Below are 26386 nucleotides of genomic sequence, written 5' to 3'. Positions count from 1 at the left end.
TTGAGAGTAAATCCTACGCGAAAGATCTTCAAAACTGTGAAGAGGTTTCTTCACGACGCTTTTTGTATGTGTACATTTTTTGTATACAAAGACCCTTCTTTCCTCACAGAGGATTCACCCCTTCTGGGAACGCCAATAATCCATAGGACAATCAGGGACATAAAAACAAGGTAACTACACATCATTTGAAGATGCACCCCTGTTTCGCGAAAACTATTCACGATTGGAATCATGGCACTCCCCATCAGGGCAGCTCCCAGTGTTAAACTTGTTGTCACTCCTCGGCATCTGTATTTTTCGGGGAAATCATCCATAACATAGGTGTTGATTCCGGAAGAATACAAAATAGCACACAGATTCACAGCAAGCTGCAAGCCAACAACGGTTCTTAACGGAGCATCTGGAAAAATACTTACCCCAACACCACCACAGATACACAAAAAAATACTTCCGACGCGCATGTTAAACAGATGACCTCTTGCATCTGCCAATATACCAAAAAGTGGATAAAGGACCATATAACCCACACATATCAGCATATTAATAAGAATTTTTACATTCGTTTCTATACCGAAACAGGCAATCAGTTCATTGGTAAGGTAGATATTGAACAGCATATATGGTGCAGCGGAAAGACCTCCAATACAGGCACAGCGCAAAAATTTGCGAAAAAGAACCCCAGATGAAAGAATGTCTATATCTTGATGGCGGTTACGCATTGTAGGACGAGCGACGTCCACTTGCTGCCTTAAAATGAAAAAAGAAAACCCCAAAAGCCCTGAAAAAACAAAGGCTAGGCGCCATCCACCTGGATACCAAGATGCCATCGTAACAATAAAAAAGCTGACAACACAGGCAAGAACAGCTCCCATAAAGTTGCTTGCATTCAAAAAATTTATATGGGTATTAAGGTGAGTATGTTTGTATTTTTCATACAAATATGTGCTGGCCGTACCATACTCGCCTCCGACGGAGAGCCCCTGTACAAACCGACATACTCCCAATAAAAATGCAGAAAATATACCTATACTTTCATGGCTGGGGATTAGCCCAATAGCCAGTGTTGCCATTGCCATCATCAAGACAGATCCCCGCAACGCCCTGCTTAAATGATATTTATCCGCCACCCATCCCCAAAAATAGGCACCCAGAGGACGGCTAATGTACGCCGCTGAAAATAACACATAACTTAAAGAACTTTCCCCACCTCCGTCTGTTGGAAAAAAAACATAGTGAATATGAGGCAGCAAAAACCCCATGAGCGTCGCATCAAAAAATTCAAGGGTATTTCCTCCAAAAACTCCTAAAACTAAGCGAATCGCAGATGTATGATTTTTTGTCATAGTATAAAAACAATTAGTGTAAGGATCTTTTATTTTATTATTTTGTGTAAATCAAGTATTTTTATTTTTTATTCATTTTGAATGACAGTAATAAATCTGTTTTGAGCGTGGTTTTTCCGCAAAAAAATACATGCGTTATAAGGTGGTATACTTATAAAAAAACTCTCTCTTAACTGGATTATAGGTTCTTGCAAAAATGCAGCAACATGGTTAGAGTACTGGATATTAAGCAATGTAGATTTAGACCATGGTTGATATTATCCAAGAAGCCAAAGAAGAAGCCCGCCATGAGGCAATTCGCCATTTCCTCAAGAAGTACGCCACACAAATAGCGCTTGTTTTTGTGATGATATTTTCCGCTGTGGGTGGCTACTCTTACTGGAAGAATGCACAAAAAACTGCAGCCGCAGAGGCATGCAAACAGTATATGCGAGTCCTTCAAGACCTTCAAACAGCTTCCCCAGAAGAACGGCAAAAATCGCTAAAAAGTCTTTTTGATCTTAAGGGATATGGGGCACTGGCCAAAATAATTTTTGGTGTTACTGTCCTCACAGAGCCTGACATCAAGGCTGATACTTTGTCACAAGAAATTGACACGCTTCTTAATGATAAGACTATGGATGATTTCTTACGGGATCTTTTAATTGTTTCACTCGCACAGGGGATGCTGAATAAAAACTTTACCCACGTCAAGTTGACAGAGGCACTCAACCGTATTGCCCGGGCAAACTCATTTCTAAGGACATACGCCCTTGAAACCCTCGCACTCCAGGACATGAGTAGCGGAAACACAACGCATGCGGCTGAGCTCCTTAAGCAAATAGAGAATGATGCTACATCGCCCCGACAGAGTCGTGAGCGTGCGCATATTATCCAACGTCAGATTGCTTCACAAGAATCGGTTTTGGAGCAGTAACACTTCAAAAAATGCCTTCACGTGATTATACTCAGGACCCCTTTATGAAACTCCACTTTCTTTTTACAATGACTTTCGTGCTACTTCTTGCTGCTCTGGGGGGGGGCTGCAGTAAAGAAAAAGTAGTAATTGATGGAAAACGCGAAAACATTATTCTCCTCGAAACAGCGCTAACACCAGAAGTGCCCGGTGATGTTGCAACGTTTACTATGCCAAAGACTTACAACAAACGCACATGGGCAAGCCCCCATGGTGCTACAGATGGGTCACGGAATGCCTTTATATACAGCAACAAACTGACCACTAAATGGGCCTTTTCTATTGGCCAGGGGTCAACCAGCAATCAACCTCTGATGGCCACACCTCTCTTTGTGGATGACCGCATAATTGTCTTGGATGCTTCAGGGAATTTAATCTCCTATGATCTTGCAACACAACGACGTGTGTGGGCAGTACCCACAAACCCTTCTGGATCTTCGTCTTCTGAGGCATTAGGGGGAGGCATTTGTTACGGTGATGGGTTGATTTTTGTAACATCGGGATTTGGACAAACGAGTGCCTATGACTTCAAAACGGGAAAACATCGTTGGACAACTCCTGCGAATGCTCCCTTGCGGATTGCACCGCTTTTCTATGACAAAAAAGTTTTCACCATCTCGATTAACAGTCATATGGACGTGCTCGATGCACAAACAGGAGCGCTCTTATGGTCACACGATGGCATTGCTGAGAGTGCCGGACTTCTTGGCGGTGCAACACCGGTCATTCACAAAAATAGTGTTCTTGTCCCCTATCCATCTGGGGAAATTTTTGTCCTCGATCGCATCAGTGGGAAACTGCACTGGAGTGATAATATTGCTTCTTCATTAAATCTGAGTTCACTGGGAACAATTGCACACGTCCATGCACAACCTGTTATTGATGGTGACACAGCTCTTGTGTCAAGCCATAGCGGGCTTTTGGCAGCAATTGATGTGAACACAGGTGTCCGCAAGTGGTTTCGCGAAACTACCGTCATTCACACACCAACAATGACGAGCGCTTACATCTTTATTGTTAATGACCTCTCACAAGTGGCTTGCTTGCGCAAAAGTGATGGAAAGGTAATTTGGGTACATAATTTAGTAAAGCACGTACCGCAAAAACCTGAAGAACGTATTTTTTGGTCGGGACCTCTTTTGGGTGATGGATTCCTTTATGTTGTTAGCTCTCATGGGGAGCTTGTAAGCCTTAAAGTTTCAGATGGTACACACGCTAAAACGGTGAAAATTCCTCATGGATCAAAAATGATTCCACAAATTGTGAACAATACCCTTTATGTGCTGTGTGATAACGGAAGGCTTGTTGCCTTTAATTGAGGCCTACTCTTATGAATCTCACACACAAACAGCCTAAGGTTCTTCTTTTTGGAAGGGCCAATGTCGGAAAATCGACACTTTATAATAAACTGATTGGCCACGCTCAAGCAATTGTCTATGACGAACCTGGCGTTACTCGTGATGTGCGCGAACATCCATTTACTTTGGGTGGAGTGGATTTTTTGCTTATGGACGCCGCTGGTTACGAGGTAGGAGCAAAAACAGAACTCGCACAGGGTATTCATAAGTTGCTCTCTCAAGCTGCGACTGACGCTGATGTTATTCTTTTTATTGTTGATGGGCGCGAAGGAATTCAAAACCTGGATCAGCAAGCTTCCGCATGGTTACGCAAAGTTGTGGGAAAGACACCGGTTTTTCTGCTTGCCAATAAGTGTGAAAGCAAAAAAGGCTTGGAACAGACAAATGAATTTTTCCATCTCGGATGGGGAGAACCAATCGCCATTGCTGCTGAGCATGGCATTGGTTTTTCTGACATTTATGAGATCCTTATACAAGCCACGCACCATCTTCGTAAAAAAAATCTGGGACCGTCTGAAGAAAGTTCCTCACAGACAGAGGAGTTTTTAGCCGAAGATACGGTCCACAGCCCCTCGTCTGATCCTGCCTCTGCCGAGAAAGACCTTTCCCGTCCTCTCTCCATTACGATTATTGGACGACCAAATGTAGGCAAGTCAACACTTGTGAACGCTCTTTTAGGCAAGGAACGTGTTTTAACCGGAGATCAGCCAGGTGTCACACGGGATTCTGTACGGATATCGTGGGTTTATGAAAATCGAGAGATACAACTGGTGGATACTGCAGGTATTCGCCGCAAAAGCCGCATTGATACAGATATTGAACGTCTCAGTGTGCAGTCAAGTCTCCATAATATCCGCTTTGCCGAGCTTGTAATTTTGCTTTTGGATGCAACCCAACCCTTGGAAAAGCAGGAGCTTCTTCTTGCAGAGCATGCGGTAAACGAAGGGCGGGCTCTGATTCTTGCCCTGAATAAATGGGATCTTGTTCCAATTGAGGAACAACAACCACTTTTGACACATCTGCATCGTCGTATTTCACATGTTCTCCCCCAAGTGAAGGGAATTCCCTGCGTAACGTTGTGTGCAAAAACAGCAGCCGGTCTTGATAAGTTAATGCAAACACTGTTAGTAATGGAAGGTAAATGGAATACCCGTTTATCTACGGGAAAGCTCAACCGCTGGCTCAAGGATGTAACAACCCAGAATCCCCCCCCCCTAGTCAAAGGACGTCCCTTTAATATCAAATACATTGCACAAATCAACAAGCGTCCCCCTACGTTTACTCTCTACACCAGCAAGTCTGCTGAGCTTCCCAAAAGTTATATGCGCTACCTGGTGAATCATCTGCGTGAGACTTTTGACCTGTCAGGCACCCCCATACGTTTACTGACCCGAAGCGCGAAAAACCCCTACCATGAAGCCACCACGTAATCAGCGAACGTGTGTCTTGTCCCTCTTGAATAAATAATGAAATGGGGCTATGTATAAAAGGCTGTGGCTACAGGTGAACATGTACATAATATACCCCGGGGCGATGCTTACGCGAACGGGAGCTGTCTTCTGTCTTTGCCCGTGGGCTTTGATATATGGCCCCCACTTGGTTTTTTGGCCACGCGTGGATATAATCAAGCATGCACGGTAGCTACGGCACCTGTTGTTGCGTCTGTTCAAAAGGGTGTCACATGATACGAATCCTCTTTTTTGGTGATGTTGTTGGTCGATCGGGACGCGATGCCCTCATCGAACACCTGCCGCGTATTCACGATCGTTTTACACCAGACTGCGTGATTGTAAACGCGGAAAATGCCGCTGCAGGGTTTGGTGTTACCAAAAGCATCTGTGAAGATTTATACGCAGCGGGGGTTCATGTGATTACCACAGGGAATCATGTTTGGGATAATACAGACATTCTCAATGCCTTTCAGAGCTTCAAAGGCCTTCTGAGACCGGCAAACTTTCCTCAGTCATCTCCTGGGAGCGGCTGGACTTTATACCCCATACCAATAGGGAAAAATCAGGGGAAGCATATTCTTGTTATTAACTTGATGGGGCGGTTGTTCATGGATCCACTGAATGATCCCTTTGAAATCATGGAAGAAATTCTCCAAAAATATAGCCTTTCTAGCCCCTCTACTGATGCCATTTTTGTTGATTTTCATGGAGAAGCAACAAGCGAAAAACAAGCTTTTGCCGCGTATTTTGATGGCAAAATTAGCGGCGTGATAGGAACTCATACCCATGTTCCCACAGCAGACACCCGCATTTTACCACAAGGAACAGCCTTTCAAACAGATGCCGGCATGTGCGGCGACTATCAATCCGTCATTGGGATGGAATTAAGCACATCATTTCCCAAATTCTTGAAACGAGGCCCATCAAAACGTATGCAAGTTTCATCGGGAGAAGGAACACTTTTTGGGGTATGCATTGATGTGGATGATCAAACAGGAAAAGCCATTGCTGTTGAGCGCCTCCAGTACGGAAAATCTCTTTAGCCGTCTATAAATATCTGTCTTTTTTATGGTGTAAATACGAGGCTGAGAAACAAATGGAGCTTCATCCTTCTGATCCCTTTCCCGTGCTTTTGCCACTGACACAGTTATAAAGATTTGCCCAGTTATAAAATCCTGCAAGGAATTCCCAACTGGAGAGCCTTCTTTGCTACAAGAGTTGAAGCATTTACCACAAGAGCAGCACAGGCAGATGGCCATACCTGCAAATCATCCTTAGAGTTTCCTGCATAAAGGTATCTGCCTTTTCCCAACCGTTCGTTCAGGGCAATCGCCTTTGCCTGAGCACGCCGGTTAGTCGTGCCATCACTGGCAACTACAGCATCAAAGAGACCTAAGTACTGAGAAATACGCTCGGCCACACTTTTATCTGCGGCAGTGGCTAACACGGTTAGTCCTCCTTGTGCACGGTGACGCTTGATCAAGTTCAAGAGTCCTTTATTGTATGTAAGGGTTCTCACATCCACTTTGTAAGACTGCTCCACATATTGTTTTGCTTGGGCATGACCGCGAAAAAAACATAACAGACCCCGCATCAGTTTAAGAGGGCTCGGTTGCCTTACAAGACCCCAAAAAGCACGCACAGTCACATCTTCTGTAATGAGAGTTCCATCCAGATCAATGCACCAGGGAATCTTGGGATTATCAAATATTTTCGTATCAAGCATATGGGCGACTATGGCCTCTCCTATGGTTTTTTGTTGTACAATGGTATGCATTGCTTTATAGATTTGCAACAGGAATGGAAAAATAAATGGGTCAAGAAATCACATTATCGCTTGCGCTTCGTTCGCGTCATGCACGTATTGTTGGTGTGCAGACATTGTTTGTTGCCATCCGGGATGACACCCCAGCACGTAACCTTGACAAATCAATCACAACAGCACTGTCTAAAGCGGGTGCAGACACGGACACAAAAATCACACCAGACTCTGTTGTTTTACGGCGTATTGTCTCAGCCTATGATGATAACCGAGAAAAAATATGGGAGATTGTTTCTGGGCACCTTCCCGAAGCATGGCCCCTTAAGCGTGTAGACCCTGTGATTAAAGCGATCCTCGGGGCCGCTTTAGCCGAAGCATTCAGTCAGAAAACCCCAGGTAAGGTTATTCTGCGAGAATACACAACTATTGCTGATTCATTTTTTTCTCACAAAGAAATAGACTTTATTCACAGCATTATCAGTGGCATGCTACAAAAGACTGGTTATCTTGAAAACAACACATGCACCAAGGACTTACTGAAAGTCACGTAATTGATGCCCTGCGGCGCGCCTTCCCTCATGATGCAGATTTGCATAATGATGCTGCCATGCATCATGCGACCTCACACGAAATTATTGTGTGCTCGGATAACTGTATTGAAGGAATCCACTTTCATAACACAGACTCTCCCAAGACTGTCGTTAAGCGTTTTATGTGTCGTGTATTTTCGGACCTTGCCGCTTCGGGAGCATACCCAACAGCAATCTCCCTTAATTTCATGCTTGGTTCCAGAATAACCCTTTCTTATATCACCGAGATGATTGCACATATTAAAGACATCTGTGAAAGTGATAATATTCGGCTGCTGGGTGGGGACACATCCTTATTACCAGGAGAGACATCGGCTTTTAGCATTACAGCTCTTGGCCACACTGACCATCGATTGAGGCGAGATTTAGCCATTGATGGACAGCTTTTGTTTGTAACGGGAACAATTGGTGATTCATATCTTGCTTTTATGATTAAAAGTGGAAAACTTACAGCACCAACATCGGCAATTCGGGAGTATTTTTATGCGCACGATGAATCGCCAAACGCACGCGTTTCCTGTATGCAAACACTGTGTCCTCACATTGACTGTGCTATTGATATTTCAGATGGTCTTTTGCAAGATGCCCATAACTTAGGCTTATCCTCCAACAAACACACCGTAATCCATATTTCAGACATCCCGCTTTCTGTCCAAGCATGCGCCGTTCTTCAGGCATGTGACAGTGACACCCGGCAGGAACTTCTCATAAAAATGTTAACCTGGGGGGATGATTATGAAGTTTTGTTTACAGCCTATCCAGAAACCCTTTTGCCTATCAAGAAAGTCCAAGAAATCCATTCTCTGCCTGTGACGTGCATTGGGTATGTTGGGATTAAAAAAGATAAGAACTCCTGCGTTACACTGATTGCCTCTGATGGGTCAGATATCACCCCATCAGTTTTAGGATACGCACACAAAAGGATTATGAGAAAATGAAGATTTCTTTTTGGGGAACACGTGGATCACTTCCTTGTCCAGGAGCACGCTATACAAAGTATGGAGGAAACACCAGTTGCATTTCTATCACGACAAGCAATGGTGAGCTTGTTATTGATGCCGGAACAGGGTTGCGTAACTATGGTAATGCACGTCAAGGAAAAGCAACGCAAAACCTCCCCAACGTATACCATATTGCTCTTTCGCACTTTCACTATGATCACATTATTGGAATCCCCTTTTTCAAGCCTTTATGGGATCCAAACGCTATCATTCATTTTTATTCTGGAACATGCGCAGGAAGAGAAGATCTTGAGCGTGTGCTACGGTTGCTCTTTCGCGAGCCATTTCTGCCTATGTGCTACGATGATATTCCAGCAACACTCATACTCCACACGCTGACAGAAACACAATCCATAGAAATTTTTTCTGGTGTTTGTCTTCGGGTATTTCCCCTTAATCATCCCGGAGGAGCATGCGGCTATAGCGTGAGTGAACAAGGAAAGTCGGTTGCCTATGTTTCTGACCATGAGCACTCTCAACAAGGAGAGAAAAATCTAACCCCTTTTCTTCATGGACATGACCTGATGATTTTCGACGCATTTTTCTGCAATGAAACATACCGTGCAGGATGGGGACATTCCACCTGGGAGCAGGGGGTATCTCTCGCAAAAAGCCTAAACATACCCCAAGTTGCCCTTTTCCACCATCACATCGAGTGTGATGATGGTGCTCTTGATATCCTACAGAACCAAATTTCCCAGGTTTTTTCAGGTGCGTTCTTTGCGCGCGAAGGAACAACTGTCACTCTTACTGAGGCTTTTTGATACGATTGGTGCCCAACCCATGAACCATAACCAATCAAAGGAAAGGGCTTTTTCTGCATGATCGTGAGAGAAGTTTTGCTGCAAGACTCGCAAATACGTTGATGTCACGGGATACCCCAAAAGAGGGATGCCGGTATGAACCATAAGATCACGCAACACATCCTCGACACGCGCATACTTCACTTGTATACGATCCCAATCACAAACAGGAAGGGAAAAGGATGCATATTGCAAAAGTTGAGCAACACTTTGGGGTTTTATAAATGGTAATAAACGCTGATAGGCCTTATCAAAAACCATCAGATCCGTATTAATTAGTGTTTTGTGAAAGCTATGAAGTGTTTCATTCCCCCAGCATCCTCCGATATACAAACCCCCATCTTTGAGAAGATTTCGTGCCTGAATCAGTTTTTCTTGAGGATCTTCCTCACGATGCAGACGCTCCCAGTCCACAACAAGATCATAGCTTCCCATATCGATGTTTTTCAAAGGCTTTTTCACAAAAGATGGTATCGCAACGGTATGGATATCAGCATGAGGATAACACGCACGCACAGCTTTCACTACAAGGGCAAGGTGATCCCCCAGCACACAAACTCTAGTAAATGAGCGCTTAACAAACGATAGGCGCTCTCCTAAGTCAGCAATCAACTGCACATAGCAGTTCTGAATATGGTCAGGCAGACATGCCTGTAGTGAGCCTGACTCAGTGATTACGCGCGCGCAAGAAGCCATTTTTTCACAATAACATAAAAAGCAGGAACCACCACTAACGTACACACGGTACCAATTGACATACCTCCCACAATCACCATGCCAATTTGACGACGAACCTCAAACCCATTCCCTGTTGCAAACATAAGTGGGAGAGCTCCCACAACCATTGCAAAAGTTGTCATAAGGATAGGGCGCAGCCGCAGGCAGGCCGCATCAATCACAGCAGGAAACGGATGAATCCCTTCTTCATGGACCTGGTGATTGGCGAAATCCACAATGAGAATGGCGTGTTTTGTTATTAAACCAATCAGCGTTACGAATCCAATCTGGCTATAAAGGTTTAGAGTCCCTCCAAAAACATACAAAAAGAGTACCCCACCAGAGAGTGATAACGGAACACTAAAAAGAATGATCAAAGGATCAATATAACTTTCATATTGCGCAGCAAGAATAAGAAAAATAAAAAGCAAGGCCATTCCATACACAAGGACAATGCTGGATTGCTCATCCAAATAGCGGCGACTTTCACCCGCAAAATCATACAGAACATTGTCAGGAAGATGTTCCTTAGCAAGCACACGGACGTCATCAATAGCTTCGCCCAAAGAGCCTCCTGGACGTATGCGCCCAAAAATGCTTACTGAACGAACCCCTCCGTAGTGCCGAATTTCTGTTTGCGAGGTTGTCTTTGTGACCTTTATGAGCTCACTCAGGGGAATCATGCGATCCTGATCCGTATCACCGCTTGTTTGTTTGCGTATGCTGCGCAGGAAAATGCTTGAAAGATCTTCCGGCGTCGCCCGAAAATCATCGTCAAGCTCAACACGGACAGGATAGCGCTTTCCATCCCGTTGAAAATGATCAGCGATTCGCCCACTAATAGCGGTATCAAGAACTTCACTCACAGTGCTCACATCGACACCCAACGCCGCAGCTTTATCCCTATCCACGTCAACAGTAAACTGTTGCCCTTCAGGGATAATATCAGGCACAACCTGCATCAAGTTTTTGTTGCGCATCAAGTGTCGACTAAAATTATCCGCAATCTCCACAAGCTCTTTATATGGCTTTGACGATTGAAGAACAATTTGAAAAGGGTTTGCACTGTTAGGAATTACGCCACTAGAGCGTGGTGACATCCGTATATCAAGACCCGTAATTTTCATCATTTGTTCATTGAGCTCAGTCGCGATTGTTTCTGAGCTACGCGTACGTTCATTCACTGTTCCTAGCATAACCCGCAACGTGGGCTCACCAGGTGTTTGTGATTGTGCCAAGATACTTTTAACTTCAGGAATGGCACGTACAATTTCTTCAGCCTGTATCATGTATTTATCAACGTACGCAAGATTGGCACCGAAAGGCGGTGAAATCCGCGAAGCAATGATCCCTGTATCTTGTGTAGGGTTAAGCTCTGATTTTAAAAGTGTCGAAAGGCCAAAACTCATAGTAGATAGAATCACAGCACTCAGAAGCACAATACCCGGTTTAAGTAATGTTCTTCCCAAAAAAGAAGCATAGTAAACGCTTGTTTTGTCAAATACTCTATCAACCCAAGCAATGGCCTTAGAAATAATTGTTTTTTTCTCTACAGAACCTGCATCATGTACCCGCAAAATCTTCGCACACATCATGGGAGAAAGCGTAATAGCAATAAAACCTGATATCAAAACAGCACCCGCTAATGTAATGGCAAACTCTGTAAACAGTTTACCAACAAGCCCAGGCGTCAAAGCAATCGGCGCATAAACAGCCGCTAGCGTGAGAGTCATCGCAATTACCGCAAAACGAACCTCAGACGCTCCTTTAATCGCCGCAGGAAGAGGCTTCATCCCCTTTTCAATATAGCGATAGACATTTTCCAAAACAACAATAGCATCGTCGACAACCAAACCAATAGCAAGAACAAGAGCCAGTAGAGTCAAAATATTAATCGTAAATCCCAACAAATACATCAAGGCAAAGGTCCCAATAAGAGAGATGGGAATTGTTACCGCTGGAATCCAGACGGCCCGTAGCGATCCAAGCGTCAACAAAACCACCACAATAACAAGAAATGTTGCCTCAAAAATAGTACGCTTTACTTCATTAATCGATTCCTCAATGAATACTGTGGAGTCATAGGCCACATGGATTTTCATTCCCCGCGGGAGATTTTCTGAAATTTTTGGTAAGAGCTTTTCTAATCCACGGGCAATATCGAGTGGATTGGCAACAGATTGTTTAACAATAGACAACGAGACAGATGGAAGCTGATTAAAGCGAATTTTATTCCGGCGATCTTCTGCTTTTAACACTACCTGTGCAACGTCTTTTAAGCGGACAAGTCCGCCATCTTTTTCAACAAGACTAATATCGCGAAAATCATCCTCTGTTTTAAGAGCTGCTGTTGTTGTCACAATGATATCACGATCTTTCATACGCAACTGACCCGCAGGTTTCTGTACATTCTGACGCTTAACCGCAACCACCACGTCTTCAGGGCTGAGCTGGTACGAAGCAAGCTTCACAGGATCTAACATAACGTGCATCTCAAACATACCACCGCCAAAAACTTCCGCACTCGAAACACCTGGTAGTGCTTCAAATTGGTTGATCAGATATTTTTGGATATAGTCAGCCATTTCCTCAGGTGTATGTTCTGAGCTTGTCAGGGCCAAATCAACTACCGAAACAGCATCAGCATCGGCTTTACGAATCCGAGGATCCGTAATTCCACGTGGCAAGGTATCACGCACACGAGCAATTCTGTCACGTACATCACTCGCCGCATCATCAATGCGCCGCCCATTATCAAACATCAAACTAATGCGACTCTCACCAATCATACTTTGAGAAACAATCGTTTCAACCCCTTCGATTCCCGAAAGAGTGCTTTCCAGTTTCTTTGTAATGAGGGTTTCGATAATCTCGGGACTTGCGCCTTCAAGCTGGATAATAACACTGACTTTCGGGAATGAAACATTCGGATATTCCCGTAAATTCAACCGAGACATCGTCACAAGACCTATTAATATAATGATCAGGGATAAAACAGTCGCTAATACAGGGCGTCGGATAAATATTTCTGTAAAGCCAAATGATTGGGAGGAGTTATCAGAATTTTTGGGTGCTGTCATGGCTTATACCGATACTTTTCTCTGTGTATCTGTTTCTAGGTCTTCTGCCTTTTTGTTCTCACTGCCGTCAACGGAGTCTGACGAAACGGGAGTCCGTGAGGATTTTTGAATAGGAGGTTTTGGTTGCTTCAGCGAAGAATCCGATGACTCTGCGTGCGCATCTTGATGTTTTTGCAATACATCTTCGTCGTCATCTTCGTCGTCATCGTCATCCTCATCTTCATCAAAAATTTTATTGCCAGAATCTGTAGTTGTCTGTGTCTCTTTTTTTGCGGGTTCGGGAGAACTCTCTGAAACTTTTTTCCCAGCCAATACCTCCTCTTGTGCCTTTTTTTTATCGGCATTTTTTCGTACAAGGGCGTCATAATCAACTGTTTGTTTTTGCAAATCAGGATAATCATCTGCATTCACAACATCTGCACGCGCATGAGGAATGCCTCCAAACTTCATGCTTCCCACAGTTACAACGTGATCTTCAGGGCCTAAACCAGAAAGAATTTCAATATCTGATCCCTCACGAATACCTGTTCTCACGGTAACTTTTTCCGCCAAATAGCCCAGTTTTCCACCCTGCAAGAGCGGCACAACCTTGTAAACAAAAGACTCTTCCGCGGACATGTCAACAGCAACCTCGGGAATGACCAAGGCCCCAGGGCGTGTTCCTGCCTCAAGAAACACACGACCAAATAGTCCTGGCCGCAAAATTCCATGAGCATTTGAGGCAACAGCATACATGCTGAGACTGTTTGTTGCTTTATTCACCTGCGCATCAATAGAATCGATGGTCGCTGTCATTTTTTTATCTCCTTGGCCATCCACATTAAATTGGACAGATTGGCCCTTATGAAGCTTCATAGCAATACTTGCCGGCACAGCAAAGCGAATGCGTATGGGATCCACATCCACAATGCGCAAAAGTTCCTGGCGTTGGTCCACGAGTGCACCCACGCTTAGGGTTTCTTGACGTAAGCCTACTGTCCCATCAAATGGTGCACGAATAACCGTATTTTCAAGTTGGTGCTTACTGACTTCGTATCTGCTCTCAGCCTGGCGATACTTTGCCTCGGCCTGCTCGCGAGACTTTTGTGACGCATAGGTATTCTGTTGAGAGAGTTTTTCTATACGCTCAAAGTCAGCTTTTGCCGTTTTAAACTGGGCTTCCGCATCCAAAAGGTTTGCCTTATATACACGATCTTCAATCGTAATAAGCGGAGAATCTTTCGCAACAGAATCTCCCCCTTGAAAGTGAATTTCACTGATTGTACCTGTTACCTGCGCACGCAACACTACCAACTGGTTTGCCTCTAGACTCCCAATAACAGTGGCTTTTTCATACAACCCGGCTGTGCGCACTTTTGTCACCTCAACCGTCACACTCCTACCGGACTTTTGTGTGTGCACCCCAAGCACATAATATCCCAGCCAAGCAGCGATAAATCCCACAACAACCGCAGGGATTATAATCTGCAAATACTTAGGAAGCTTTAAAAAGAGCGCGATCGCCCGTTGGGTTTTTTCAATAGTAACCGTGTGTATATTCGTAATCATATGGATGCTCTTTCAGTCGTTTTACGCATGCACAGAATTTTATTCTTAATATAATTTTCAATGACTGTATATCTTCTAATAGCAGCTATTATAATAATGTAAAAAATTCACATTCTATAATTTATTATATATAGATGTCGTGTACAATAAATTAATTTAATGAATTTTTTTATTATTTATTTTCTCTCTGTTGATTATAAATTATATTTTTTAAGTAATAAACTCAAGAGATCTTTGCAGTCAGTGGCTTACATGCAAGGGGCGTAAGCCTTCCTGCAGTAATTTTGAGCTCCCTATCACTTTCTCCAGGACGACCAAGCGTGCATATCCCCGGAATTTTTTGCGATTCTATGGTGCGCTCAGATGGGCCCTTCATTTCATACGCAAAAAGAGTCACATGCTTATCCGCCACGACGTACACGATGTATTCTCCTTTTTGCGAGTTCCCCGAAGCACGCAGCTCTATTGTTGCTGCATTATTAGGGGGTATAATAATTTTATTTTTCTCAACTGGTTCAAGCGTTATTTCTGACCGCACACCAATCATTGGCTTTACAACCTTAGGCTCAAGATTTTCCTGACGCAATTCCACTTCAATAGGGCGATCAAGTGTATTTTTCAGGGTAATAAGATTTGCAGGCCGTTGTTCGGCTGCCTGCGCGCTGGCCAAAGACAAAAACTGAAGTGCCCAAAAACCAATAGAAACACTCAAGTTTCTTATCATAATTTGTAGTATCATTATCATAATTCCCTTACGTACGAAGACATTCTACGAGTTTATCGATACACACACAATGCTCAATTGCATCGGGAGAACCCAGCTTCAGCTGATGCGAAACCATAATAATCGTTTTTCTTTTATGACGCGCTAAATCAACAAGATCACTGCGCACCTGACGAGCTCTGTCTAGGCTCAGGTAATTCAATGGTTCATCAAGCAGAATTGCTGAATGGGGTACGAGACGGGTGCGCAACAAACTAATCAGTTGTTTCTCGCCAGAACTTAAGTCACGAGGATAACGTACACTGAGATTTTCCGCATCATACGAAGCAAGCAAATGATGCACGAGCTCCATATCACCGCCACCTGCAACAGCTAAGTTTTGTTGTACAGTAAGCCCAGGAAACAAATTTCCATGAGCAAACACAAGATAAACCCCCCTATTTTCAAGCATTTTTCGTGTAATATCGTTTGGGCCATAAAAAATCTTTCCACTATGCAACGGGACAATACCCGCAAGGGCATGCAAGAAAGTCGTTTTTCCCGATCCATTTTCTCCCGTTATTGTCGTAACTGACGCTTCCTTAAACACACCGTGTGCGCGATATTGAGGACCCTTCTCATATCCATAAACTAAATCTTCACAACGTATCATAGAATCTCCTTCCGCTGGCTTAGCCACACATAGGCTCCCACACAAAGACCGTTCATGAACATAAGCAGAGCAACAGCAGGAAATGCCTCTAAATAGCGGTAGTGCCCCAATGCGGCGGTAATCATTGTTGGTAAGGGCATAAGTGTTGCAAAAGAAAGTGCCTGAGCCGTAACAAATTCATTCATGACAATCAAGCAAAACAAGGGATAGAGCGCCCAAACATGAGGCAAAACCTCCGTCTTAATAACTCCCCTCCAAATGTCCTGTAAAGACAGGCGGTGGAGGCGCACAAGAGGAAGATACTTTTTTTGCATACTCTGTAAAATACCATGAAGAAACCATGTCGCCGCCGAAAAACCCAGAATACCCTGGGCAAGGATAAAGGAAACGTGAGGATAGTTAGCCCCAATTAAGACAAAGCGTGGTGCGATAAAACCCAAAATAGCACAAAAAACCATGACGTTCACACCATAAGGCCTTACAAAAAAAAGAACTGATGCGGACACAAAAACAGCGGCACCGATCAGCGCTGCACTCATGGCAACCCCCAAACTATACGCACCACTTATGAGAAAATCAGACGAGATCTTCCATTCTAGGGCCTGTTGAACATATGGTGCAGCACCTTCTCCCACCATAAAAAATCGTATAACAGGAAACAAAATAGGCCCTCCATAGAGAAGCATAACTCCCAGAAATACAACCATGGGCCAATAACGCCATGGCATCGAAACCCCATTGTTCGACAGGCTCCACGTATCTGCTGGTATTGGAGTACGTGCTATCCCTCCCAGCAAAGCTGTTCCCGCAATAATAATATGTGGCACCCATACGAGGGGATTACTGACCCATGATGCTCCCTCGTGTGCATGCATTAGCACATACGTGTTAATGCTAGGAATGGCTTGGGGGATTATCTGTGGTTCCGTAAATAAAAAAACTCCGCATACGCCAAAAAGAATAAAGGGAATTGTTACAAAATATCCTCTATAAGATTCCCACATACACGGCACATATACAGCCCAAAAGAATCGTATTGGAGCAAGACGCACCTGACGTGCTTGTACAATCAGGGATTCTGGCAGTTTTTGATTCGCTCCTAATACCATTACACTGACAAAGCCCACACCAATCCACAGCTCAAAAATACCGGCCCAAAGCCATCCATTCACGTGCGGCCATGCACGCTGCACAAGGGGGATAAGAATAACATGTGGCACGAACACAGAGCCCCCTACGCATGCGCGCACAATTGTTTGGACTTTGAGGGGGGTAAATGCCCCTAACCATCCCAACACAAGGCCACAAATTACACTCAAGACGCCGATTAGAATGGAAAAAACTGCTGTCACTGTAGTTGTTAATCCAAGATTAGTCACATGATTAATGAAGTGCGGACGATCAAATCGCCTCATGTACTCTCGCACAACATGTTGATGCAAATGCCTGTTTTCAAGGAAGTGTGCCGGAGAACCCCCTGGTGGATACATACGAAAGACACGCTGAATGGCCTGGGTATGCTGATCATCTTGAATAAAATCCAAAAACTCTGCACTTCCACGAGACGGGGTCACTTCCATCGCCACATAGCGATGGATGAGATGACCCTCATCCATTACCATAGGAATAAACTGCGTGGGGGGATAGTGGGTAGACTGTGCATGAAAAAGAGAGGATCCTGCATAGGAAACAACAAATGGGGCATGTCCATACAGAAAAGAAACATACGCACTGGACCACGAGGATGCATGCTGAAGGTTCAAATTATGCTGACCACAGACATGCGCCAAAACAACCATCATATCGCGCCCCTGTGCGGAACCAATCGTATGTGGCATAAGAATTGTGTGCCGTAACCGACACATGCGCAGCAAAGATTTCTGCTCCACAAAGCCACGGGATAGCATCAAAAATCCATTAGGGATCTTTGCTACAGCCCGGTTCACCATCAGCGTAAGGGGAGACTCGGCAAATACCTGTGATTTTCCTTGCGCCCGACCATGAAACCGCAAGGCATCAGCCTCATAATCAAGCAACCCCATAATGACCGATGGTTTGGGACCGGGGTAATCATGAGATCCAAGGATACGCCAAAGATGGCCTACGTGCGCAACAGTTACAAATCGGACCTTCCCCTGAGTGAGGGACGGATATTTTTTGCAAAACACAGGATTTTTTTTCTGATCCTTCAATGTTTTTGCGTAATAAGAAGCCAGACCTGATTTTCCTGCTATGTGAGGGGTGATATAAATAATAATGTCATCAGAAGGCCCCACGGCACACACATGTGTGAACATAAATAAAAACAGCATCCACCAATACGCGTAAATGTGCACGGATATTTTCTTTTCGGTTGCATGATCTAGGTCAAGCATACGCTTGAAACAGAGGCTCCTCAAATCAGTTGGTTGTGAGGAAGAAGCGTTCATTTTACCTTGAAAATATACTCTGAGAACCCCAAAATCTGGAGCGGATGAGGGGAATCGAACCCCCGTCTGAAGCTTGGGAAGCTACTGCTCTGCCACTGAGCTACATCCGCGCATGTGTGTTGAATACGGCAACACTGAACAAAAATCAAGTGTCTCCATTGGGTGTGTTTGGAAAATTTGTAAACATTTTTTGAAGAGCCATAGTATTATCTATTGCAAGCTTTTTCAGAGATGTGTATCTTGCCTGTAAATTCATGGGGTGTGGCCAAGCGGTAAGGCAACGGGTTTTGGTCCCGTGACCGAGGGTTCGAATCCTTCCACCCCAGCCATTTTATAGCACGCAAAGCATTTTACCCCCCACGTAACATTCCATCACCCCCTTGGAGATCTCGCAAAGGCTTGATATTTGCATCGTGAATCCCCAAGGTTAGGGTACACCCCTATGGGAAGTCCCGTGCGGAGTCTCGCAAAAGGATGCGCCAAAACGATTTTCGGGTAACCGCCCTTTTCCCCACACGCTCGTTGCTAACACACCAGAAAACATGGCTATCATAGCCAAGAACTGATAGAAAGGGTATCCTCCTAATACATGTAATCTTGCGACGATTCTCACAAGAGAGTCATCATTGATACAGGGATTTTGATGAGGAAATTTGATTGTGGCATGGGAAAATATCTGTTAGATTTGGGGGAGTTATTTTTGAGATGTCTATTATGCAAAAACTGCGCGATTTTCTGTTTTCCCCCCTGATTGAACGCATTATTATTGGCTTGATTTGTGCAAACGCGCTGGTATTAGGGCTGGGTACAAATATGTACCTCCAGGAAAACTATGGTATGCTCCTCGATTTTATGGACCACCTGTTTGTTCTTGTTTTTGCTACAGAAGTTGCCCTGAAAGTTTTCTTGTTGCGGAGCAAGTTTTTCAAAAGTGGCTGGAATGTTTTTGACTTTTTGGTTGTTGCCATCCCACTCTTAAGCTCTGTGCGTCAATTATCTGTGTTGCGATCCTTGCGTATTTTGCGCGTTATGCGCTTACTGCATTTTATTCCTCGCTTTCAGATTATTATTGATTCTTTTATGCTAAGCTTGCCAGGGATTATGGGAATCATCGGGTTGCTTTTAGTCTTTTTCTATACCTATGCCGTAATGGGAGTTGCCCTTTTTGGCGGTGATCACCCTTCTCTTTTTGGGGATTTAGGAACAGCCCTATTTTCCGTTTTTCAAGTAGCAACCATTGAAAATTGGCCAGATATCGCGCGCGCCGTTATGGAGACACACCCATGGTCATGGGTATACTTTGTGGCACTTTTGCTGACAACCGCTTTAACCGTTATGAACCTTATCATCTCGCTTCTCTTGGATGCTGTTTCTGAGCTTCGTGAAAAGCAAAAAGGATCATCGAATGATAAAATGGCTGAGCTTCTCCGTGACGTGCGCGAGATTAAGGAAAAACTTCAACAGCAATAAAGATCAGTGTCAACGCAGGGCTTCCATTTAGAACAGGTATAGTATTGCCACTCCCACCTCTTTCCGAGAGAAACAGTTGCGGCATTAACGCACCTTGGATTTCCTATAGGAATGGCACTCAGGCCTCAAAAAGCATGTAGCATAGACAACCCTTCAGTCTTTCTTATCCTTATCTTCTTTTGCTTGACGTGCCATTGCTTCGAACTCTCCTGACCACATGCCCTCAATATCATACACTTTGCGAGATTCTGCCCGGAACAAATGCACAATCACATCATTCGTGTCTATTAACAGCCAATTGGGGCTACCTTCACCCTCTACGTGGATTCCCTTAATTCCCTGTTCACGCAATCCCTCTAGTACACGATTTGCCATGGATCCCAAGTGACGATCTGATGTTCCTGTCACAACAATTAACATATCTGCCAAAGATGTTTTTCCTTTCAGAGGAATGGTAACAATTTCTTGCCCCTTAGCACTATCCAGAATGTCCACAATTAATGTAACCAGTGATTCGGATGTTATAGTCTTTGGAAGTGTTGGTAAGTCATGCATACTGTAGCCTTTTTTGTTGGAGTGTTTTCTACCAATTATGTATCAACTGTCGGGGTTGTTAGGGATCGCCCAGCCTGAACGTGATGCAACAGCGCATTTACTACCGCATCAACACCCTGACCAGTTGCTGCCGATATTACAAAGACATCAGCGCCTGTATGCGCCTCAAGCGCCACACGTTTTTCATGTAACAGCTGTGAATCAAGAGATTCACACTTATTGAGCGCTACAAGGATGGGTTTTTTCAAAAGATCCGGTGCATAGGCATGAAGCTCATACTGAATGGCGTCATACCGTCCGATCACATCTTCCTCAAGAGCATCAACAAGGTGCAACAAAACGTTGCAACGCTCAATATGTCCAAGAAAACGTGTGCCCAAACCTTTTCCTTCATGCGCGCCTTCAATCAAACCAGGAATATCGGCCAAAACAAAAGAATCATCATGAACACTTACAATGCCCAGGTTTGGGTGCAGCGTGGTAAAAGGATAATTAGCAATTTTAGGCTTTGCACGGGAAACCTGACTCAAAAATGTGGACTTACCAGAATTTGGAAAGCCGACTAAACCCGCATCAGCCAACAATTTCAAGCGCAACCATACCCATAGCTCCTCAAACGGTTGCCCAGGATTTGCCCGCTGAGGTGCCCGATTGACGGACGTTTTGAAGCGAGCGTTACCAAAACCACCATTCCCACCTTTGAGAATCGTATAGCATTGACCCTCCTCACACATATCCACAATCATTGTTTCTTTATCATCATGAAAAATTTGCGTGCCACGGGGGACTTTGATAATCAGATCCTCACCCCGGGCCCCTGTGCGGTTACTACCCATTCCGTGTGTGCCAATCGGCGCCTTGAAATGCTGCTGATAGCGAAAATCGATAAGTGTATTCAGGCCTGAATCAACAACAAACATTACGTGGCCTCCACGCCCACCATCGCCGCCGTCAGGTCCCCCAAATTCAATAAATTTTTCACGACGAAAGCTGGTGCACCCATCACCACCAGCACCACTTCGCAAATATATCTTGGCTTCATCTAAAAATTTCATGCGCTTGCACTCACTTGATTACTCTCGTTATAGTTCTAACGCCAATGATTTTTTTTGTCACAGGAGAACCAAAAGAAAGTGGGCAACCACAGGAATTGCCCACTCTATAGTTCAGAACGTAACCTACCACGACGAGACTTATGCCTCGGTAATGAAAATTTCTTTACGTTTGTTGTAGCCAACTTTAAAGCGAACAAAGCCTGCAATTTTCGCAAAAATTGTATGGTCTTTTCCCATCCCAACATTCGCACCAGGATGCACCTTTGTGCCCCGCTGACGAACAAGAATATTACCCGCAACCACTTGCTCACCACCAAATTTTTTAACGCCTAACCGACGACCTGCGGAATCGCGTCCATTCCGCGAACTACCACCAGCTTTTTTTTGTGCCATGACTTATGCCCTCACTGATTACTTTGTTGTTTTTGGTGCAGCTGCTTTTGTCGCTGCTTTTGCCTTAGGTTTTGTTCCCGACTTTACAGCTGGCTGATCTGCCAGAGGTTTGTCAGCCTTTTTCACCGTTTTCTTAGGGGCCATTTGAGCGGTAGCTACAACCGGAGACGACTGTCTTGTAGCAGGCGCTTCTGATGACACAGGTGACACAGGCTTAGGAGCAACAAGTTTCTCCGCTTTTCCGGAGATACCTGTGGCAGAAATCTCCAGAATTTGCAAAGCAGTCAAGTTTTGACGATGCCCTTGCTTACGCCGATAGTTATGACGACGCTTTTTCTTGAAAACAATAATTTTTTCACCGCGCTCTTGGTTGATAATCCGTGCCTTCACGGATGCACCACTCACACATGGCGTACCAATGTGTGTTTTTTGACCATCGGAAATAACCAAAATATCACTAAACTCAATAGCATCACCATTAACCCCAGGGAGACGCTCTACGGTAAAAACATCACCAGGAGTTACGCGATATTGTTTTCCACCCGTCTTAATTACAGCAAACATTGGAACCTCTGAACAAAAAATGCACAGTCACAACTTGCGACATATGCGAATGAGTATAACTTTGTAACTTGAGTATAATTCTCTCAGCCGAATGTCAAGCAATTTACCCATAAAAACCAGAAATTTTGCAATTATATGCCGGCGCCACATCATAATCAGGGCACGTTCACCACAAACATCACCATGTCCAAATCCTTGCGGTTACCAACACACCAAGTCTACTCGCTACTCAAAAGGCGTTTTTCCGTACGTTTTCCAGACAGAGTGTCCTCAGAGATTTCAAGTTTCTTTGGTTTCTTTGATTCAGGAACATGCTTTGATAAGAAAATCCGCAAAAGACCATTATCAAGGGCAACATGGTCAATTTCCATAAAATCCGCAAGATTAAAGGTTTGCTGAAAAGCCCGTGACGCAATGCCTTTATGAAGGTAGACACCTTCTTCCTGGGTTTTGCGGGGAGATCCTGAGATCATAAGACGGCTCTCCTGGACAACAACCTCTAGTTCGCTTTTGATGAACCCAGAAACCGCCATAGTTATGATATAGCGATCATCATCAAATTTTTCAATATTGTAGGGCGGATACGAGCTAGGCGTAGCTGTTTCATTGGTCATAGCTCCCTCTAGAAAATCAAAGAGACTATCGAAGCCAATCGTTGAACGAAACAAGGGTTTGTAGTGTGTGCGTGTCATTTTCTCTATCCTTTCATTAAGCAATAGAACACTAAACGAAGAAACCTTGTCAGATGCCCCCATTCCCTAGGTATTGTTTATCATCACTTTTACAGTATCGTGATGGAGAATTGGGACTTCTAATAAAAGCATTTCCCCTTCTATCAATATAGTTTTTATCCATAAAAAAAGTCAACGTTTTCCAAGCAATCATTTGCTCTTTTCTGAGAAAAAAATAAATCTGTTCTGCAGAGTTATAACCTGACAAAATTAACCCAGTATGCCTATGATACTGTTGATAGGAGGCAATCATGCATTTATTTTCAAGCACATTCTGGATTGTGTTTCACCTGTGTTTGTTCGGGGCGATTGGGGGCGACCTTTGGCTCACACGACACACAAAAACAAAACAAATGCCCCTTCTCCTTAGCAGTCTATGGGTATTGGCTGCTTTTATCTTTGGTGTGGCACTGATTTTTACGCACACCCCCGAAACGGCTCAAATTTTCATCAACGGTTATCTTATTGAAAAAAGCCTGAGTATCGACAATATATTCCTTTTTTATCTTGTGTTTCACAAACTCGCCATCCCCCCTGAATTTCAGCACCGCGTTCTGTTTCTTGGAATTTTAGGAGCACTTATTTTCCGGGCATTTTTCATCGTAGCGGGCATTGCCTTAATCAAAAAATTTACGTGGATGATTCCACTAATGGGAATTTTTCTTTTTATCATGGCAATCAAATTCTGGCGAAACACGGAATCACACGAAACCACTGAAACACTCAATTTTCTCAAACGATGGTTGCGGATTCACCCTACAGTCTTGGGGCCTCAGTTTATGACTTTAGACAAAGGAAAGCGCTACCTTACGGTTACAGGACTCTCTCTTATATACATTGAACTCTCAGATGTCATCTTTGCATTTGATTCTGTACCTGCAGTTATGGCTTTTACACGCGAGATTGAACTTATTTATTTATGTAACGTTTTTTCAATATTAGGTCTTCGTTCTTTGTATTTTGTTATTGCAGATATTAGCCAAAAATTCTCATCTGTGCACATGGGCGTCAGTTTACTGCTAGGAATAGCAGGCACAAAGATGCTCCTATCACCTGTCATACAAATCCCGGCATACCTATCAATGAGTCTTATCATGGGCGTTATTATTGGGTGTATCGCAATCGAAGCTCATCGGTCCTGGAGACGCTAGGGACACAAACTTAAAACAGACTCTGTGCGCAATTGGTCACGGGAAATTGCTCCATCAACAATATTTGCCACGAGATGAAGATGCGCCTGCTGTTGCGAAGAGAGCTGTGCAAACAAATCACCCTGCATTAAGGCTTTTGCTGGTCCTGCACTTCCAACATTCAAGAGCGCCCAACAGTTCAAATACAAACTATACGGTGAGTTCGGAGCAAAACTCACAAGCCTCTGAACTCTATCAAGGATCTCCCATGAGTCCTGTGCGCCATCAATGTATGATAGTAAAAGCTCTTTGTTTTGAATAACTTTCCAGCTATTCTCAAGGACTTTATTAACCCCACACACATTCTTTTGCCGCTTAAGACATCGCACTAAATTCTGCACAACTCCTATGTGTTTTGGGTCAGTTTTGAGGGCTTTTTCTAAAGCATTTTGCTGCGCCCGTAGGTCGGTGCACTCCTGTGCAATCGCCCAATAAAAAGCTGTTGTCACACGATTGATATAGGCCGGACTTATGTTCCCCACGCGCGCGAGTTTACGCGCCCACATGTATGCACTCTGGGTATCGTTCACCTCGAGCAGTCGATCGATTAAGGGAATATAGAACAAGGCTTGTTTTGGTTGCATACGAATTGCCTTTTCGAGACATTCTCTTCCTTGTGCATACTGATGATTATCCCACAAAAGCTTACCCTTAAGACTTAAAGCCGCTGCTGAGTCGCCGCTGATTCCCCGCATCAATGTTTCTTGTGTACAACTTTGCAAATGCTTCCATTCATTCCCAACAAAAATGATTTCGGGTGTTTTGCTTGACGAGGGAAACAAGCGTATGCGCCTTAACCATTGGCGCAACCGACCCAAAGCATAGGATAGAGTGATCAGGCTCACAAGAACCCCAAGTGCAATACTCATTGCAAGTGCAATTGAAGCCTGTGCCTCAAAATCCTTATAGACAAAGAGAATGTATCCATCTGAGTCTGGAAAAAGAACATACGACAGCAAGGCAATCATGACAAAAATAAGAAGGAGAATTGGCTTCATTCCGGTACTCCTGATTGACAATTTTTATGGACAAATGATTCAAGCCTTGCATAGGCGTCAATCTGCATCAGCAACGGTGCAAGTTTTTTTGCGGTAGTGCGGTTCCCTCCCATCAGCTGAATTAGGGCACTTTTCGCCTCCACAAAAGATAGTTTTTCCAGAGCCCTCCCAACAGGATCAACCCCTGAAACATCCCCATCCGCGTGAATGGCCATAAATTTATCCGCAAGAGGACTATCATAATACCGGAGTTTGTGAATCAACAAACGATTCTGCTGATAGGTTCGAATTAAGCGAAAATAGGTGCCGGCGCCTTGTTGGTTGAAGTTACGCAACACCCTATCAATGCGACTATCAGCAATCCCCGAACAACTTTTATGCAACACTGCTTGCAACGCGTGCATGTCCCCACCAAGGAGCGCACGCGCATAGGCAAAAGACAAAGCGCAGCTGGGAGTTGAAACAACTGGTTCAGGAGTTAGCGCATCATTGTGACGGACAGCATCACAATGATGGCAGGGCGTGCGATCGGTAGGGGCCACCTGAGGGATAGGAGGATCCTCTGGTAGCAGGTCTACGGGCGCCTCAAAAGATGCAGAAGCGGGCGCCGGGATTGTTGCGGCATCAGAAGGCGCATTGCTTTCTTCTTCCGAGGCATTATGGCGCACTGATTGCTCAAATAAGGCCCCCAAAGAAGAGGACGTCTTATCATCAAAGCCCCCGACAGATTCTTCAGAGTCACCCAGAGAATCCCCTTTTGTGCACGCACAAATCTCCGCTTTCTGAGGATCGCTCAGGGTGCAAGTCATGGGCTTAATTACCTGGTACATGGCATTAAAAACACCCGCTACATGGGTTTGATTGCGCAGCAATCCGACACATAGAAAAAGGGATAGAGTAAGGACAATATAGCCACGTAAAGGCCATCTTCGTATTTTGAGGGTATTTTTTTCCTTACTCACGCACGTCTCCTTTTTGGGCAAATATTGGGTGTAGCAAAAGAGCTCTTAGTAATTC

The 26386-nt window shown here is 44.3% G+C and carries 24 protein-coding genes and 2 tRNA genes; 10 read left to right on the top strand and 16 right to left on the bottom strand.

Annotated features, from left to right (window positions below):
- Positions 1–50 precede the first annotated feature (50 nt).
- Positions 51–1343 (bottom strand): MFS transporter, encoded by a 1293-nt coding sequence (locus H6849_03615; protein USO01161.1) that lies wholly within the window; start codon positions 1341–1343, stop codon positions 51–53.
- A gap of 247 nt (positions 1344–1590) precedes the next feature.
- Between H6849_03615 and H6849_03610 the strand changes: the two genes are divergently transcribed.
- From H6849_03610 to H6849_03595, 4 genes are all read left to right on the top strand, one after another.
- Entirely contained in the window at positions 1591–2259 is a 669-nt protein-coding gene (locus tag H6849_03610) for a tetratricopeptide repeat protein (GenBank protein ID USO01160.1), read from the top strand.
- A gap of 44 nt (positions 2260–2303) precedes the next feature.
- Positions 2304–3617, top strand: coding sequence for a PQQ-binding-like beta-propeller repeat protein (locus tag H6849_03605; GenBank protein ID USO01159.1), 1314 nt, complete (start codon positions 2304–2306; stop codon positions 3615–3617).
- 11 nt (positions 3618–3628) lie between these two features.
- On the top strand, positions 3629–5086 hold the full coding sequence (gene der / locus H6849_03600; protein USO01158.1) for a ribosome biogenesis GTPase Der: 1458 nt from the start codon (positions 3629–3631) through the stop codon (positions 5084–5086).
- 254 nt (positions 5087–5340) lie between these two features.
- On the top strand, positions 5341–6150 hold the full coding sequence (locus H6849_03595) for a TIGR00282 family metallophosphoesterase (GenBank protein ID USO01919.1): 810 nt from the start codon (positions 5341–5343) through the stop codon (positions 6148–6150).
- A gap of 122 nt (positions 6151–6272) precedes the next feature.
- Here the strand turns inward: H6849_03595 and H6849_03590 are convergent, their stop codons facing one another.
- Positions 6273–6884, bottom strand: a complete 612-nt coding sequence (locus tag H6849_03590; protein USO01157.1) for a haloacid dehalogenase-like hydrolase — start codon at positions 6882–6884, stop codon at positions 6273–6275.
- A 35-nt stretch (positions 6885–6919) separates the two neighbouring features.
- Here H6849_03590 and H6849_03585 point away from each other — a divergent pair, with 35 nt between their 5' ends.
- Genes H6849_03585 through H6849_03575 form a run of 3 tightly spaced genes read left to right on the top strand, consistent with a single transcriptional unit; the run spans position 6920 to position 9224 of the window.
- Positions 6920–7420, top strand: a complete 501-nt coding sequence (locus H6849_03585) for a hypothetical protein (protein ID USO01156.1) — start codon at positions 6920–6922, stop codon at positions 7418–7420.
- Complete coding sequence (locus H6849_03580) at positions 7390–8397, top strand: thiamine-monophosphate kinase (protein ID USO01155.1); 1008 nt, start codon at positions 7390–7392, stop codon at positions 8395–8397. Before H6849_03585 ends, H6849_03580 begins: the two co-directional genes overlap by 31 nt.
- Complete coding sequence (locus tag H6849_03575; protein USO01154.1) at positions 8394–9224, top strand: MBL fold metallo-hydrolase; 831 nt, start codon at positions 8394–8396, stop codon at positions 9222–9224. Before H6849_03580 ends, H6849_03575 begins: the two co-directional genes overlap by 4 nt.
- Here H6849_03575 and H6849_03570 read toward each other — a convergent pair.
- The 7 genes from H6849_03570 to H6849_03540 all read right to left on the bottom strand — a co-directional run bounded on the left by H6849_03570 (position 9168) and on the right by H6849_03540 (position 18523).
- Positions 9168–9959 carry a hypothetical protein gene (locus H6849_03570; protein ID USO01153.1) on the bottom strand — a complete coding sequence of 264 codons (792 nt, stop codon included), beginning with the start codon at positions 9957–9959 and terminating at the stop codon, positions 9168–9170. The two genes, H6849_03575 and H6849_03570, sit on opposite strands and share 57 nt — an antisense overlap.
- Positions 9938–13060 carry an efflux RND transporter permease subunit gene (locus H6849_03565; GenBank protein USO01152.1) on the bottom strand — a complete coding sequence of 1041 codons (3123 nt, stop codon included), beginning with the start codon at positions 13058–13060 and terminating at the stop codon, positions 9938–9940. Before H6849_03565 ends, H6849_03570 begins: the two co-directional genes overlap by 22 nt.
- 3 nt (positions 13061–13063) lie before the next feature.
- Entirely contained in the window at positions 13064–14608 is a 1545-nt protein-coding gene (locus H6849_03560) for an efflux RND transporter periplasmic adaptor subunit (protein ID USO01151.1), read from the bottom strand.
- Positions 14609–14831: 223 nt separating this feature from the next.
- Positions 14832–15347 (bottom strand): hypothetical protein, encoded by a 516-nt coding sequence (locus H6849_03555; GenBank protein USO01150.1) that lies wholly within the window; start codon positions 15345–15347, stop codon positions 14832–14834.
- Between the two features lie 13 nt (positions 15348–15360).
- Positions 15361–15984, bottom strand: a complete 624-nt coding sequence (locus H6849_03550) for an ATP-binding cassette domain-containing protein (GenBank protein USO01149.1) — start codon at positions 15982–15984, stop codon at positions 15361–15363.
- Positions 15981–18413 (bottom strand): hypothetical protein, encoded by a 2433-nt coding sequence (locus tag H6849_03545; GenBank protein ID USO01148.1) that lies wholly within the window; start codon positions 18411–18413, stop codon positions 15981–15983. Before H6849_03545 ends, H6849_03550 begins: the two co-directional genes overlap by 4 nt.
- A gap of 36 nt (positions 18414–18449) precedes the next feature.
- Positions 18450–18523 (bottom strand) — tRNA-Gly (locus H6849_03540).
- A gap of 145 nt (positions 18524–18668) precedes the next feature.
- On the opposite strand from H6849_03540, the gene H6849_03535 reads away from it, so the two are divergent.
- Both H6849_03535 and H6849_03530 read left to right on the top strand, forming a co-directional pair.
- A tRNA-Gln gene (locus tag H6849_03535) sits at positions 18669–18742 on the top strand.
- 385 nt (positions 18743–19127) lie between these two features.
- Complete coding sequence (locus tag H6849_03530) at positions 19128–19883, top strand: ion transporter (GenBank protein USO01147.1); 756 nt, start codon at positions 19128–19130, stop codon at positions 19881–19883.
- Positions 19884–20036: 153 nt separating this feature from the next.
- On the opposite strand, the gene rsfS is transcribed toward H6849_03530, so the two are convergent.
- From rsfS to H6849_03505, 5 genes are all read right to left on the bottom strand, one after another.
- Positions 20037–20438, bottom strand: coding sequence for a ribosome silencing factor (gene rsfS, locus H6849_03525; protein ID USO01146.1), 402 nt, complete (start codon positions 20436–20438; stop codon positions 20037–20039).
- A 35-nt stretch (positions 20439–20473) separates the two neighbouring features.
- A complete protein-coding gene (obgE, locus tag H6849_03520; protein ID USO01145.1) occupies positions 20474–21493 on the bottom strand; it encodes a GTPase ObgE in 1020 nt (339 codons plus the stop codon).
- 138 nt (positions 21494–21631) lie between these two features.
- Positions 21632–21886 (bottom strand): 50S ribosomal protein L27, encoded by a 255-nt coding sequence (rpmA, locus tag H6849_03515; protein ID USO01144.1) that lies wholly within the window; start codon positions 21884–21886, stop codon positions 21632–21634.
- A gap of 18 nt (positions 21887–21904) precedes the next feature.
- Positions 21905–22450, bottom strand: a complete 546-nt coding sequence (gene rplU / locus H6849_03510; GenBank protein ID USO01143.1) for a 50S ribosomal protein L21 — start codon at positions 22448–22450, stop codon at positions 21905–21907.
- Between the two features lie 218 nt (positions 22451–22668).
- Positions 22669–23142: an Hsp20 family protein gene (locus tag H6849_03505; GenBank protein ID USO01142.1), complete on the bottom strand. Its 474-nt coding sequence runs from the start codon at positions 23140–23142 to the stop codon at positions 22669–22671.
- Positions 23143–23432: 290 nt separating this feature from the next.
- Between H6849_03505 and H6849_03500 the strand changes: the two genes are divergently transcribed.
- Positions 23433–24332 (top strand): TerC/Alx family metal homeostasis membrane protein, encoded by a 900-nt coding sequence (locus tag H6849_03500; protein ID USO01141.1) that lies wholly within the window; start codon positions 23433–23435, stop codon positions 24330–24332.
- Here the strand turns inward: H6849_03500 and H6849_03495 are convergent.
- Both H6849_03495 and H6849_03490 read right to left on the bottom strand, forming a co-directional pair.
- Positions 24329–25369 carry a hypothetical protein gene (locus tag H6849_03495; GenBank protein ID USO01140.1) on the bottom strand — a complete coding sequence of 347 codons (1041 nt, stop codon included), beginning with the start codon at positions 25367–25369 and terminating at the stop codon, positions 24329–24331. The two genes, H6849_03500 and H6849_03495, sit on opposite strands and share 4 nt — an antisense overlap.
- Positions 25366–26331 carry a hypothetical protein gene (locus H6849_03490; GenBank protein USO01139.1) on the bottom strand — a complete coding sequence of 322 codons (966 nt, stop codon included), beginning with the start codon at positions 26329–26331 and terminating at the stop codon, positions 25366–25368. The genes H6849_03495 and H6849_03490 overlap by 4 nt, the downstream gene beginning before the upstream one ends.
- Between the last annotated feature and the right edge of the window lie 55 nt (positions 26332–26386).

The organism is Alphaproteobacteria bacterium (genome assembly GCA_023898725.1).
Classification (GTDB): Bacteria; Pseudomonadota; Alphaproteobacteria; order JAUHZC01; family JAUHZC01.
This window is presented reverse-complemented; position numbering and strand designations above follow the sequence as displayed.